At 66.4% G+C, this 12,804-nt stretch carries 11 protein-coding genes; 7 read left to right on the top strand and 4 right to left on the bottom strand.

From position 1 onward, the window contains the following. Nucleotides 1–2 precede the first annotated feature (2 nt). Nucleotides 3–908: an L-threonate dehydrogenase gene (ltnD, locus tag POS17_RS13455; protein WP_060839010.1), complete on the bottom strand. Its 906-nt coding sequence runs from the start codon at nt 906–908 to the stop codon at nt 3–5. A 559-nt stretch (nt 909–1,467) separates the two neighbouring features. On the opposite strand from ltnD, the gene POS17_RS13450 reads away from it, so the two are divergent. The 7 genes from POS17_RS13450 to POS17_RS13415 all read left to right on the top strand — a co-directional run bounded on the left by POS17_RS13450 (nt 1,468) and on the right by POS17_RS13415 (nt 8,789). Beyond that, complete coding sequence (locus POS17_RS13450) at nt 1,468–1,818, top strand: hypothetical protein (RefSeq protein WP_060839009.1); 351 nt, start codon at nt 1,468–1,470, stop codon at nt 1,816–1,818. Nucleotides 1,819–2,225: 407 nt separating this feature from the next. After that, entirely contained in the window at nt 2,226–2,513 is a 288-nt protein-coding gene (locus POS17_RS13440; RefSeq protein WP_060839007.1) for a hypothetical protein, read from the top strand. A 285-nt stretch (nt 2,514–2,798) separates the two neighbouring features. After that, complete coding sequence (gene mgtA / locus POS17_RS13435) at nt 2,799–5,510, top strand: magnesium-translocating P-type ATPase (RefSeq protein WP_060839006.1); 2,712 nt, start codon at nt 2,799–2,801, stop codon at nt 5,508–5,510. A gap of 138 nt (nt 5,511–5,648) precedes the next feature. Then, entirely contained in the window at nt 5,649–5,849 is a 201-nt protein-coding gene (locus POS17_RS13430) for a hypothetical protein (RefSeq protein WP_060839005.1), read from the top strand. Between the two features lie 27 nt (nt 5,850–5,876). Next, nucleotides 5,877–7,592 (top strand): Na/Pi cotransporter family protein, encoded by a 1,716-nt coding sequence (locus tag POS17_RS13425; RefSeq protein ID WP_060839004.1) that lies wholly within the window; start codon nt 5,877–5,879, stop codon nt 7,590–7,592. Then, nucleotides 7,580–7,930 carry a DUF2493 domain-containing protein gene (locus tag POS17_RS13420; RefSeq protein WP_060839003.1) on the top strand — a complete coding sequence of 117 codons (351 nt, stop codon included), beginning with the start codon at nt 7,580–7,582 and terminating at the stop codon, nt 7,928–7,930. Before POS17_RS13425 ends, POS17_RS13420 begins: the two co-directional genes overlap by 13 nt. Before the next feature lie 73 nt (nt 7,931–8,003). Continuing rightward, entirely contained in the window at nt 8,004–8,789 is a 786-nt protein-coding gene (locus tag POS17_RS13415) for a hypothetical protein (protein WP_060839002.1), read from the top strand. Between the two features lie 449 nt (nt 8,790–9,238). On the opposite strand, the gene POS17_RS13410 is transcribed toward POS17_RS13415, so the two are convergent. From POS17_RS13410 to POS17_RS13400, 3 genes are read right to left on the bottom strand one after another with little or no spacing between them, the layout of a single operon-like run. Further along, on the bottom strand, nt 9,239–9,943 hold the full coding sequence (locus tag POS17_RS13410; protein WP_060839001.1) for an NAD(P)H-dependent oxidoreductase: 705 nt from the start codon (nt 9,941–9,943) through the stop codon (nt 9,239–9,241). A 9-nt stretch (nt 9,944–9,952) separates the two neighbouring features. Next, on the bottom strand, nt 9,953–11,161 hold the full coding sequence (locus POS17_RS13405; protein ID WP_060839000.1) for a pyridoxal phosphate-dependent aminotransferase: 1,209 nt from the start codon (nt 11,159–11,161) through the stop codon (nt 9,953–9,955). A 27-nt stretch (nt 11,162–11,188) separates the two neighbouring features. Continuing rightward, nucleotides 11,189–12,796, bottom strand: coding sequence for a 5-guanidino-2-oxopentanoate decarboxylase (locus POS17_RS13400; RefSeq protein WP_060838999.1), 1,608 nt, complete (start codon nt 12,794–12,796; stop codon nt 11,189–11,191). Nucleotides 12,797–12,804 lie beyond the last annotated feature (8 nt).

Here is a 12,804-nt window from a genome sequence, read left to right as displayed (position 1 = left end):
CCTCAAACGGCATCAGGCTTGGCCACGGGCAGCTCGATGCCCGGGAAGATCTTGATCACCGCCGAGTCGTCCTCGCGGCCGAAACCGGCGCTGGAGGCCTGCATGAACATCTGGTGCGCGGTGGCCGACAGCGGCAGCGGGAACTTGCTGGCCCGAGCGGTATCCAGCACCAGGCCCAGGTCCTTGACGAAGATGTCCACTGCGGACAACGGCGTGTAGTCGGCCTTGAGGATATGCGGCACGCGGTTCTCGAACATCCACGAGTTACCGGCGCTGTGGGTGATCACCTCGTACAGGGCATCGGCGTCCACCCCTTCGCGCAGGCCCAGGGCCATGGCTTCGGCGGAGGCGGCAATGTGCACCCCGGCCAGCAACTGGTTGATGATCTTGACCTTGGAGCCCAGCCCATGGGCATCCCCCAGGCGATAGACCTTGCCGGCCATGCCCGCAAGGATCGCCTCGGCCTTGGCGTAAGCGGCCGCCGGGCCGGAGGTCATCATGGTCATCTCGCCGGCGGCAGCCTTGGCCGCGCCCCCGGAGATCGGTGCATCCAGATAGAGCAAGCCCAGGGCCTCCAGGCGCTGGCCCAGGTCCACGGCGTAGGTCGGGGCCACGGTGGCGCAACCGATCACCAGGCTGCCGGGGCGCAATGCCGCGACCGCCCCGCCCTCGCCAAACAGCACGCTCTCGGTCTGCTCGGCATTGACCACCACGGTGATGATCACCTCGCACTGCTCTGCCAGCTGGGCGGCCGAGGCGCAGGCCACGCCGCCTTCGGCGGCGAACTGCTCGGTGACGGCGGCACGCACGTCACAGGCATGCACCTTGAAACCGCTGCGCAGCAACGACCGGGCGATGCCCAGGCCCATGGCGCCAAGACCGATGACACCGACATTGTTGTTATTCATGGGGGACTCCAGTGAAAGACCACGGCCGGACCACGCCAGACAGGCGACGGCCAGCAACCGGGGAAGGCAGGGAAACCCGGGCAGCGGGCCCGGCAGACGAAGGTGAACAGGCAGCAACAGGCACTGCGCCCGAATGGGCAGCGTGGCGGCACAGGGCACCCTGGGCGGGTGCGCTGGAAGGCAGGAGCGAATCGATCATCGTGGCCATCCTGTTGCTGTTGTTATCAGGTTGAACGTTGGCTGTGAACGATCATCCACCAATGAACGGATTATGTGAAGATATTTTTCAATCTAACATTTTTTAACATCGCCATTCCCCGCCGCCCCGCCCCGGCTGCGTGACCGCCACTGGTCGGAACGACGCGGTCCGGGCGCCGCGGACTGCTACAACCATTCACAGCCCTGATCTGGATCAGCATTGAGCGCAGGATCCTGGCCGAGGCTCAGGACAGGTGAAGGCGGACTGGTGGTAGCACCCTTCATCGCAACCCCGTTGACGCCCCCCATGACCAGGGGCTCAATGGCCCATCTGGTTATGCTTGGACAAGGATGATTCAACATGGCAAAGATCGAAGTTCTATCGGGCGATTTTCTGCAAGGCGCCGGCGAGTACCGGCACGGCACCTTCAGGCTCAAGACGGTATTCAACAGCTCCGGTGTCGAGGTCAAGGCGTCGGCGTTCAAGAGCCTGGAGATCGCCACTGAAAGCCCCGTCGCCAACAAGGACGCCTTCGGTTATGGCGTGGCCGGCGCCATGCTGCTGGGGCCGGTAGGCGCCATTGCCGGTTACCTGATGGCGGGGACGGAAAACGAAGTGACCTTCATCGGCACCCTCAAGGATGGCCGGCAACTGATGGCCGCCACCGACAGCGACACGTACAAGGACATCTCCCGGCACGTGTTGAATTGATCATCGGCAAAGTTATATCAAGTGCTCATGTCATCCGGTCTCTGGCATGAGCACTTTTTCATTACCCCTCGTTATATAAGCCCGGCTGTTGCAGCACTAAACTTAGTCTCTTAGCTGAACCTCACCTGAAACTTCATCGCCAAATACTCTTTCAAGACAATTTGACCTTGACTCCCGGGACCCTCCTGAGTAAATTGCGCGGGCCGGTCAAACCGGCCTTTTTTCAACTCACTAAAGAAGCCAATGGACACAGTATCTAGACGCTGTCTGGTCACTGCCGCTGCGCAGCGCCAGGCACCCCTGAACAATGACGGGACTCGACTCCGCGGTCGGGTAAGCTGCGCTAGGGCTTGACGCTCCAACGTAACTTGCCTCCCCGGAACCAGTCCGGTCACGAGGCAAAAGTTATGCACTTCACATCTTCCGTACTGCCAGGCGTACGCGCCTTCGCTGCGACCATGCGGGTCCGGCTGTGCCGTGAGCCCAAGGTTCTGGCGCGCTCCCCCTTCTCCTCTTGCGTGCCCACCGCCAGCACCGCCCTGCGGGCCAATTGGCGCGTCTGCCCGATGACCGGCCAGCTCCAGCAACGCTGGAGCCTGGACGACAGCCAGGACCCGCAGAGTCGGGGCGCAGCCCTGCTGCGGCAGGCCGGACTGATCTTCGGCCTGTACCTCGGGGCGCGCACTTCCGCCTGATTCGACGGTCATTCACCGTTGTTTACCCACGAACTTTCAAGTTTGAAGTTCGACGGTTTCTTATTGCCTGTTAGTTAACTAATTCTGTTGGAGAAAGTTATGGAAGAGGCCAGTAGTAGGTTCGCTGTCCATTCAACTTCACTGTTTGGACAGCGAACGTTAAAACCTGAAAAACGCCAAGATCCTAATCGATCGCCAACCTGCGATTCGACATACTTTCGCTCGTCTTTAATTAGTTGAGTTGTCGGTGTGTCGTGTCGCAGTCAGGCGGCAGGAGCACACGCAATGACTGTAAAAACCGCAACTTCCCGCAACACCAGCGCCAGCCGCGACAGCAACAAACTGTCGATGCGCGCCGCCCGCGAAGCCCAGAACGGCCTGGCCGTGACCCTGGCCAACGTCAACTCCAGCACCGCCGGCCTGACTGAACTGGACGCCGAAGGCCGCCTGCAACGCGACGGCCACAACGAAGTCGCCCACGACCGTCCGCCTCACGCCCTGGTGCAATTGCTGCAAGCCTTCAACAACCCCTTCATCTATGTGCTGATGACCCTGACCGGTATCAGTTTCTTCACCGACTTCTGGCTGCCGCTGCAAGCCGGCGAAGAAACTGATCTGACCGGCGTGATCATCGTCCTGGTGATGGTGCTGGCCAGCGGCCTGATGCGCTTCTGGCAGGAACACCGTTCGGCCAAGGCCGCCGAAGCCCTCAAGGCCATGGTCCGCACCACCGCTGCGGTGCTGCGCCGCGAGCAGATGGGCATGCAGGCCCGGGTTCGCGAAGTCCCCATGCGCGAGCTGGTGGTGGGCGACATCATCCAGCTGTCGGCCGGCGACATGATCCCGGCGGACATCCGCCTGATCGAATCCCGCGACCTGTTCATCAGCCAGGCGGTGCTCACCGGCGAAGCCCTGCCGGTGGAGAAATACGACACCCTGGGCGCCGTGCAGGAAAAATCCGCCCAGGCCCTGGCCGCCGACCAGCAGGACCTGCTGGACCTGCCGAACATCTGCTTCATGGGCACCAACGTGGTCAGCGGCACCGCCACCGCGGTGGTGGTGGCCACCGGCGAGCGCACCTACTTCGGTTCCCTGGCCCGTTCCATCGTCGGCTCGCGCTCGCAGACCGCCTTCGACCGTGGGGTCAACAGCGTCAGCTGGCTGCTGATCCGCTTCATGCTGGTGATGGTGCCCATCGTCCTGCTGATCAACGGCTTCACCAAGGGCGACTGGGCCGATGCCTTCATGTTCGCCCTGGCGGTGGCGGTCGGCCTGACCCCGGAAATGCTGCCAATGATCGTCAGCGCCAACCTGGCCAAGGGCGCCGCGGCCATGGCCAAGCGCAAGGTGGTGGTCAAGCGCCTCAACGCGATCCAGAACTTCGGCGCCATGGACGTGCTGTGCACCGACAAGACCGGCACCCTGACCCAGGACCGGATCATCCTCGAACACCACGTCGACATCAGCGGCAGCCGCTGCGACGCGGTGCTGCAACTGGCCTGGCTCAACAGCCACCACCAGAGCGGCATGAAGAACCTGATGGACCGCGCCGTGGTCGCCTTCGCCGAGGGCAACCCGCACTTCACCCCGCCCGCCGCCTGGCGCAAGGTCGATGAACTGCCCTTCGACTTCGTCCGTCGGCGTCTGTCGGTGATCCTCGCCGACGCCCGTGGCGACCACCTTTTGGTGTGCAAGGGCGCGGTGGAAGAGATGCTCGAAACCGCCACCCGGGTCCGCCAGGACGGCATCGTCGTGAGCCTCGACGCCGAGCGCCGCGCCGCCCTGCTGCAACTGGCCGAGGACTACAACCGCGACGGCTTCCGCGTGCTGCTGCTGGGCACCCGGGACCTGCCCAAGAGCCAGACCCGCAACCAGTACAGCGCCAGCGATGAGCGCGAGCTGGTGATCGAAGGCTTCCTGACCTTCCTCGATCCGCCCAAGGAAACCGCCGGCCCGGCCATCGCCGCCCTGCGTGACAACGGCGTGACGGTCAAGGTGCTGACCGGCGACAACCCCATCGTCACCGCGAAGATCTGCCGCGAGGTGGGCCTGGAAGCGGGCGAGCCGCTGCTGGGTCGCGACATCGAGCACATGGATGACCAGGTGCTCGGGCGCCTGGTGGAAGAACGCACGGTGTTCGCCAAGCTCACCCCGCTGCAGAAGTCCCGGGTGCTCAAGGCCCTGCAGGCCAACGGCCACACCGTGGGCTTCCTCGGCGACGGCATCAACGACGCCCCGGCCCTGCGCGATGCCGACGTCGGCATCTCGGTGGACAGCGGCACCGACATCGCCAAGGAATCGGCGGACATCATCCTCCTGGAAAAGAGCCTGATGGTGCTGGAAGAAGGGGTGATCAAGGGCCGCGAGACCTTCGGCAACATCATGAAGTACCTGAACATGACCGCCAGCTCCAACTTCGGCAACGTGTTCTCGGTGCTGGTGGCCAGTGCCTTCATCCCCTTCCTGCCGATGCTGGCGATCCACCTGCTGCTGCAGAACCTGATGTACGACTTCTCCCAGCTGGCCCTGCCCTGGGACAAGATGGACAAGGAATACCTGGCCAAGCCGCGCAAGTGGGACGCCAACAACATCGGGCGCTTCATGCTGTGGATCGGGCCGACCTCGTCGATCTTCGACATCACCACCTTCGCCCTGATGTGGTACGTGTTCGCCGCCAACAGCGTGGAAATGGCCGCCCTGTTCCAGTCCGGCTGGTTCATCGAGGGGCTGCTGTCCCAGACCCTGGTGGTGCACATGCTGCGCACCCGCAAGATCCCGTTCATCCAGAGCACCGCGGCCCTGCCGGTGATGCTGGCCACGGGACTGGTGATGGCCCTGGGGATCTACGTGCCCTTCTCGCCCCTGGGCAGCATGGTCGGCCTGGTGCCGCTGCCGTGGGAATACTTCCCGTGGCTGGTGGGCACCCTGCTCAGCTACTGCGTGGTCGCCCAGACCATGAAGACCCTGTACATCCGCCGCTTCAAGCAGTGGTTCTAAGGGCCTGGTTCTAAGGGCGTGAGCCCGGCGCGGCCGCCCTCGGACGGCCACGCCCGATACACCTGACCAACGATGCCACCGTCGGCGCGGCCAGCGCCCTGCCGACGGCGACGCTGTTCGCCCGAAAGGAGCATCGCCATGTATCTCAAGCCTTTTTCCATGGTGCAACGCGGCCTCCAGGCCCTGCTGGTCTGCTGCCTGTGCACCAGCGCCCGCCTGCTCACCCGCGTGAGCATCCGGCTGTATGTCCGCGGCCTGCTGAGCGCGGTCGAAATTCGTTTTCTGCTGGGTTTTAGCGCCACCCTCACCCGCGCCTCGCTGCGGGTGGCGATCGCCTGAACCCGTCACCGACCCGGGAGCACACTCATGTCGGGCACCACACTTCTGATCAACCTGGCCGGGGCCATCGCCCTGCTGCTCTGGGGCTCGCAGATGATTTCCGGATCCCTGCTGCGCGGCTTCGGCAGCCCGCTGCGGCACTGGCTCGGACAACACCTGAACAACCGCTGGCTGGCGCTGCTGTGCGGCGTCGGCATCACCGGCGTGCTGCAAAGCAGCACCGCGGTGAGCCTGATGGCCAGCTCCTTTACCGCCGCCGGCACCCTGGGCCTGGCCCCGGCGCTGGCGGTCATGCTCGGGGCCAATATCGGCTCGACCCTGGTGGTCCAGCTGCTCAGCCTCGACCTCTCGCTGCTGGCCCCGGTGCTGCTGCTGACGGGTTTCCTGACCTTGCGCCTGCGGGACGACTCGCGCTTTGAAAGCATCGGCTGCGCCCTGATCGGCCTGGGCCTGATGCTGCTGGCCCTGGGCATGCTCGGCGCGACCCTCGGCGCGGTGGAAAGCACCCCGGTGTTCCAGCTGGTGATGACCAGCCTCGACGGCGACCTGCTGCTGGCGCTGCTGGTGGCCATGCTGCTGACCTGGATGTGCCACTCCAGCGTCGCGGTGGTGCTGCTGATCGCCTCCCTGGCCGGCACCGGCCTGCTGTCGCCGGCCACCAGCATGGCCCTGGTGCTGGGGGTCAACCTCGGCGGCACCCTGCCATCCCTGCTCAGCGCCAGCGGCAACGTGGCCCGGCGCCTGCCCCTGGGCAACCTGCTGGTGCGCCTGCTGGGCGTGGTCCTGGTGCTGCCGTGGATCACCGCCCTGGCCCGCCTGGAGGCGCTGCAAGCCCTGGCACCGGAGTTGCTGGTGGTCTACCTGCACAGCGCCTTCAGCCTGGTCCTGGCCCTGCTGTTCATCGGCTTCACCCAGCCCCTGGGCAAACTGCTGACCCGGCTGCTACCGGCCCCCGCCCCGGTCACCGACCCGGGCATGCCGCTGTACCTGGATCAGGCCGGCCTGGAAGTGGCCAACATCGGCCTGGCCAACGCCGCCCGCGAAGCCCTGCGCATGGCCGACATGCTCTCGGGCATGCTCGACCGGGTGCTGCAGCTGTTTCGCACCTCAAGCATCGCCCATGCCGAGCAGGTGCGGCACATCGACCAGTCCCTGGACCTGCTCAGCGCGGCGATCCGCGCCTATCTGGCGGACGTCGGCAAGGAAGGCATCAGCGACCAGGACGCCGACCGCTCCCAGGAGATCCTGCTGCTGGTGATCAACCTGGAGCACGCCGGCGACATCCTCGCCACCAGCCTGGCGCAACTGGCGGTGCGCCGCCTGCGCCGAGGCGAAGCCTTCTCCGAGTTCGAGCTGGGCACCCTGTACCCGCTGCACCAGGAGCTGCTGGACAGCCTGAGCCTGGCCATCACCGTGTTCCTGCGCGAAGACCTGCCCACCGCCCACCAGTTGCTGGCACGCAAGGAAAACGTGCGGCGCCTGGAAGCCGCCGCCGGCCGCGAGCACTTTCGCCAACTGCGCGAAGACCAGAGCGCCTGGGCCGAGTCCGGGGACATCTTCCAGCGCCTGCTGCGGGACTACCGCCGGGTCCACCATCACATCGCCGCCCTGGCCTACCCGGCCCTGGAGCGCGCCGGTGAGCGCGACATCGAGCACGGCTACCTCAGCGAGCCCCTGGCCGAAGCGCCCGGCGCCGAGCACCCCGTGACCGGGCTCAAGGAGGACAGCCCATGCGCGTCCTGATCTGCGCCGGCCGCTACTACGCCGACAGCCGCCTGTGCCGCCGGGTCCTGGAAGCCTTCCAGCGCCTGCACGAAGTGCGGGTGGTGATCCACGGCGGCAGCCAGTTCCTCGGTGCCCATATCGAGGACTGGGCCCGGGAAACCGGGGCCCACATCGTCCGCTACCCGCCCAACTGGCAACTGCACGGCAAACACGCCGAGCGCCTGCGCAACAGCTTCATGCTGGCCGACAGCCGCCCGGACATCGTCCTCGCCCTGCCCGGCGGGGAAGACACCGAAGAGCTGCTGGCCCAGGCCCGGGTCCGCGGCATCCAGACCCTATCGGTGGACGCCCAGTAAACACCCCACGCAGCACCCACCCGCGCCGGCTCAACAGCGAAGCGATCCGGCGCCCAACAGAACGAGACCTGCCATGTCCAAGCACCGCCCACATCGCTCCTCGCGTTGCGCCTCCTGGGGCCACACCCTGCCTGCCGCGAAAAGCCGCATGCTCAAACGCAACCTGCTGTTCCTCGCCCTCACCGCCGGGGCCACCGCGACCCTGGCCCTGTGCTCCAAGGCCCAGGCCGCCGGCGGCGCCTACGTGGTGGATGACGGCGCCATCAACGCCCCCGGGGAATGCAATGTCGATGTCTGGTACCAGAGCACCCGGCACCAGGGCTCCAGCCACAACAGCGTGATTGCCCCGGCCTGCACCTTCAGCCAACTGCCCTGGGTACAAGTGGGAGCCGCGGTACAGCGCCAGCAGGCTGACGGCCAGGGCGAAACCCAGGTCAGCCCCCAGCTCAAGATCGCCCTGCTAGACCGCGCGGACCTGGGCCTGCAACTGGCCCTGGCCGGCTCCGCCCACTGGGCCCTGAACCGCCACCACAGCTTCGACGGCGGCGACCTCGCCCTGCCCCTGACCTTCAGCGCCAGCGACCGCCTGCGGCTAAACCTGAATGCCGGCTGGACCCACGCCTACGACGATGGCGAGCAGAACCACCGCTGGACCTGGGGCAGTGGTGTGGAATACGACCTCATGCCGAGCCTGACCCTGATTGCCGAGCGCTACGGCCAGCGCGGCGGCGAACAAGGCTGGCAGGCTGGCCCACGCCTGCACGTGGGCCAGCACCTTGACCTGGACCTGATCCTGGGCAAGCACCTGACCGAAGCCCGCGACCGCTGGCTGACCACCGGCGCAACCCTGCGCTTCTGAGCGCCCCTAGAATCACCGCCCCTGTAGCCGCTGCTGAGCCTGCGAAGCTGCGCAAAGGCCCAAAGGGCCTTGCCTGGCGATCTTGGGCAGCCTCAAGATCCCCGCGTCTCCTGCGGAGCCGTTCGCAGCCTGTGGCAGCGGCTACACGAAACGCGGCGAATCCTGTAGCCGCTGCTGAGCCTTAGCGAGGCTGCGCAAAGGCCCGCAGGGCCTTGCCTGACGATCGCCTGCCAAACCTCTATCGATCTTGAGAACCCTGCGTCTCCTGCGGAGACGTTCGCAGCCTGCGGCAGCGGCTACACGAAACGCAGCGAATCCTGTAGCCGCTGCTGAGCCACGGCGAAGCTGCGCAAAGGCCCGCAGGGCCTTGCCTGACGATCGCCTGCCAAACCTCTATCGTTCTTGAGAACCCTGCGTCCCTGCGGGCCGTTCGCAGCCTGCGGCAGCGGCTACAGGGGCAGTGGATGCAGGGAGTCGTCGAATTGGTCCAGGCGCGGGAAGACCAGGGGTTGGTCGTTCGCCAGGTGCTGCAGGCGTTGACGGTAGCTGTGCAGGAAGGCTTCTCGGGCTTCCTGGCTGATGTAGGGCACATGCCAGGCCACGAACGGTTCCAGCACCTCGCACCCGACATAGGCCAAGGTACCCCGCAGCAGCGGGCGCAGCATGTCCTGCAGCGGTCCATGGATCGCGCCTTCGCCAAACATGTGCTCGCGTCCGCCCAGGGTCAGGGTCACCAGGGCTTTCTTGCCCGCCAGCCCGCCCTGGTCATAGAAGCGCTTGCCGCCATAACACACCCCCGACACCAGCACCCGGTCGATCCAGCCCTTGAGCATGGCCGGCACCGAGAACCAGAACACCGGGAAGTTGAGGATCAACAGGTCGGCCCACAGCAGCTTGTCCAGCTCGCCCTGGATGTCGGCGGCAATGCTCTGGTTCTTCACCCCCAGGCGTTGCTCCAGGGCGTACACCAGGTACTCCGGATTATCCCGGGCGGCAAAGTCGGCGGCGCTGGCCACCGGGTTCCAGTTCATCGCGTACAGGTCGCTGACCTGCACCTGGTGCCCCTGGGCCTCCAGGGTGCTGCGGGCCTGGTCGCGCAAGGCGGCGGTGAAGGATTGCGGTTCGGGGTGGGCGTGAACGATCAGTACCTTCATGAAGACTCCTCAAACGGTGGGCAAAGTGGCGGGGGCAACGCGGCGGCTCAGGCAGTGTTCGGCGCACAGGGCAATGCGCCGGCAGGCTTCGCGCAAGTCCTCCGGCTGCAGCACCAGTCCCAGGCGGATATGCCCGGCGGCGCTGGGGCCGAAGGCTTCGCCGGCCAGCACCGAAACGCCCTGCTCGTCCAGCAGGCGTTCGCTGAAAGCCTGGGCGCTGAGCCCGGTGGCGCGGATGTCGACCATGACGAACATGCCGCCATCCGGCTTCAGCGGCCGGGCGCCGGGGCAATCGGCCAGACAGTCGCAGACCAGATCCCGGCGCTGGCGATAGGCCTCGGCCATCTCCCGCAACTGTGGCAAGGGTTGCTCCAGGGCCACGATGGCCGCGTCCTGGATGAATTCCGGCGAGCCGTAGAGCATGCACAGGGCGAGGTTTTCCAGGTGCGCGGCCAGGGCCGTCGGCGCCACCACCCAGCCCAGGCGCCAGCCGGTCATGGCGTGGGACTTGGACAGACTGTTGAGGGTCGCGGTGCGCTCGGCCATGCCCGGCAAGCTGGCCGGGCTGACATGTTCGCCCTCGTACAGCAGCTCGCTGTAGACCTCGTCGCAGATCAGCCACAGGTCATGCTCGATGCACAGCGCCGCCAGGGCTTCCCAGGTGGCCCGGGGGATGCTGGCCCCCGTGGGGTTGTGCGGGCTGTTGAGCACCAGGGCCCGGGTCTTGCCGGTGATGCGTGCGGCCACCGCCTCGGGCTGCACCCGAAAACCGTCCTCGGCCCGCACCGGCAGCGGCACCACCTGGGCATTGCAGGCGCCGAACACCGCTTCATAGGTGACGTACATCGGCTCGGCCACGATCACCTCGTCGCCCGGGTCCAGCAGGCACTGGGCCACGCTGTACAGCGCGCACTGGGCACCGGCCAGCACCACCACTTGCTCGGCCTCCACTAGTTGCCCGCTGCGCTGCTGATGGCGCCGGGCAATGGCCTCGCGCAAGGCGCGCTTGCCGCGCACATCGGCGTAATGGGTGTGGCCGGCCTGCAGGCTGTCGATGGCCGCCTGGACGATGGGTTGCGGCGTGTCGAAATCCGGGTCGCCCACCGACAGCAACCAGACCTCTTCGCCACGTTCGCGTTTGGCCAGGGCCCGGTAATGAATGTCCCAGGCGGCGGCGCCGTCTCCGGCAATACGTTGGGTCAGTTGAGAAAAGCGCATGCTCAGGCTCCAGGCAAAAAGGGATGGTCAGCGCGCACAGGCGTGCTTGAGTTCGATCAGGCTCAGGCCATTGCGGGCAAAGCCGTCGCGCAGTGCCTGCTGCAACTCGTCGAGGCTGGCGGGTTGGCTGACGCTGCAACCGAAGGCTCGGGCCAGGGCGGCAAAATCCGGGTTGCGCGGCAGCACGCCAATGGGCTCGATGTTCAGATCCAGCATGTCGTCGCGGATCTGCCCCAGGGCATCGTTGTTCCACAGCAAGACCACCAGCGGGCTGTCCAGCTCCTCCACCGCCGTGGCCAGCTCCTGCACCGTGTAGAGAAAACCGCCGTCGCCCACCAGCACCAGCCCCGGACGCTCGGGGGCACCGAGCTTGGCGCCGATGCCCGCCGGCAAGCCGTAGCCGAGGGTGCCGTAGCCGGTGGGGTGCAGCCAGCTGCGGGTGGCCCGGCTGGGGTACAGGTAGTTGCCGCTGTAGGCCAGCTGGGTCATGTCGCTGGCGATAAAGCCGTGTTCCGGCAGCTCGGCGGCAATGCGCTGCAGGATCGAACGGTGGATCTGTTGCAAGGGCCCCTGCCCGTTCTGCACCGCCTGACGCAGATCGGCCACCGCGTGAATCGCCGCCCCGGCTTCGGCCGGTGTGGGTGGCAAGGCCTGCAGCAAGGCGTCCAGAGTGGCGCGGGCATCGCCGTGCAAAGCCACCGCGCACGGATAGAAGTCATTGAACTTGCGCGGGTCGATGTCCAGGCGCAGCAGCTCGCCTTTGAGCGGCAAGCGTTCGCGCCAGTAGTCGGTGTCGGCCATCTCGGTGCCCACCGCCAGCACCACATCGGCCTGGCTGATCATCTGCCAGCCGGGCTCCACGCACAGGGTCGACCCGGCATTGAGCGGTGCCTCGTCCGGCAGCAGGCCCTTGCCGGCGACGCTGCTGAAAAACACCGCGCCCAGGCGTGTGCTCAAGGCCCGCAACTGCTCGGCCGCGTGCAGCGCACCGCCGCCGGCAATGATCATCGGCCGCTTGGCATTGCGCAGTGCGTCTGCCGCCTGCTGGATATCTGCCGCCGCGGCCGGGCCACGGGCGGGACGCCGGCGCACCTCGCCGGTCCAGTCCCGGGCGACCCTGGCCGCCAGCACATCCAGGGGCACGCTGATGTGCACCGGGCGCGGGCGCTCGCTGTCGAACACGGCAAAGGCCCGGGCGATCAGCTCCGGCAGGTCTTCCGGGCTCAGGGCCAGGGCCGAGAAGGCGGTGATAGGCGCGGTGATGGCGCGCTGGTCCTGGGTTTCATGCAGCGAGCCCCAGCCCTTGCCCAGGCTGGCGCTGTGGTTGACGCTGGAAATCACCAGCAGCGGAATCGAGTCGGCATAAGCCTGGCCAATGGGCGTTGCGACGTTGGTCACCCCCGGGCCGCTGATGACGAAACACACCCCGGGCTTGCCACTGACCCGGGCGTAACCGTCGGCCATGAAGCCCGCGCCCTGCTCATGCCGGGTCAGCACATGGCGAACGCCGCTGCCGGGCAGGCCGCGATACAGCTCCAGGGTGTGCACCCCGGGAATGCCGAACACCGTGTCGACGCCGTAGCCGGCCAGCAGGCGCACCAGGGCCTGGCCACCGGTCAAGGTCTGATCGTGCATGTCTCTCT

This window comes from Pseudomonas sp. Os17 (assembly GCF_001547895.1).
GTDB lineage: Bacteria > Pseudomonadota > Gammaproteobacteria > Pseudomonadales > Pseudomonadaceae > Aquipseudomonas.
This window is presented reverse-complemented; position numbering and strand designations above follow the sequence as displayed.

What these genes read in the sequence shown, in the direction of transcription:
- POS17_RS13420 (WP_060839003.1), top strand. Translation starts at nt 7,580, where the DNA reads ATGCGCGTCCTGATCTGCGCCGGCCGCTACTACGCCGACAGCCGCCTG.
- ltnD (WP_060839010.1), bottom strand. Translation starts at nt 908, where the DNA reads ATGAATAACAACAATGTCGGTGTCATCGGTCTTGGCGCCATGGGCCTG.
- POS17_RS13405 (WP_060839000.1), bottom strand. Translation starts at nt 11,161, where the DNA reads ATGCGCTTTTCTCAACTGACCCAACGTATTGCCGGAGACGGCGCCGCC.
- POS17_RS13440 (WP_060839007.1), top strand. Translation starts at nt 2,226, where the DNA reads ATGCACTTCACATCTTCCGTACTGCCAGGCGTACGCGCCTTCGCTGCG.
- mgtA (WP_060839006.1), top strand. Translation starts at nt 2,799, where the DNA reads ATGACTGTAAAAACCGCAACTTCCCGCAACACCAGCGCCAGCCGCGAC.
- POS17_RS13430 (WP_060839005.1), top strand. Translation starts at nt 5,649, where the DNA reads ATGTATCTCAAGCCTTTTTCCATGGTGCAACGCGGCCTCCAGGCCCTG.
- POS17_RS13425 (WP_060839004.1), top strand. Translation starts at nt 5,877, where the DNA reads ATGTCGGGCACCACACTTCTGATCAACCTGGCCGGGGCCATCGCCCTG.
- POS17_RS13415 (WP_060839002.1), top strand. Translation starts at nt 8,004, where the DNA reads ATGTCCAAGCACCGCCCACATCGCTCCTCGCGTTGCGCCTCCTGGGGC.
- POS17_RS13410 (WP_060839001.1), bottom strand. Translation starts at nt 9,943, where the DNA reads ATGAAGGTACTGATCGTTCACGCCCACCCCGAACCGCAATCCTTCACC.
- POS17_RS13400 (WP_060838999.1), bottom strand. Translation starts at nt 12,796, where the DNA reads ATGCACGATCAGACCTTGACCGGTGGCCAGGCCCTGGTGCGCCTGCTG.
- POS17_RS13450 (WP_060839009.1), top strand. Translation starts at nt 1,468, where the DNA reads ATGGCAAAGATCGAAGTTCTATCGGGCGATTTTCTGCAAGGCGCCGGC.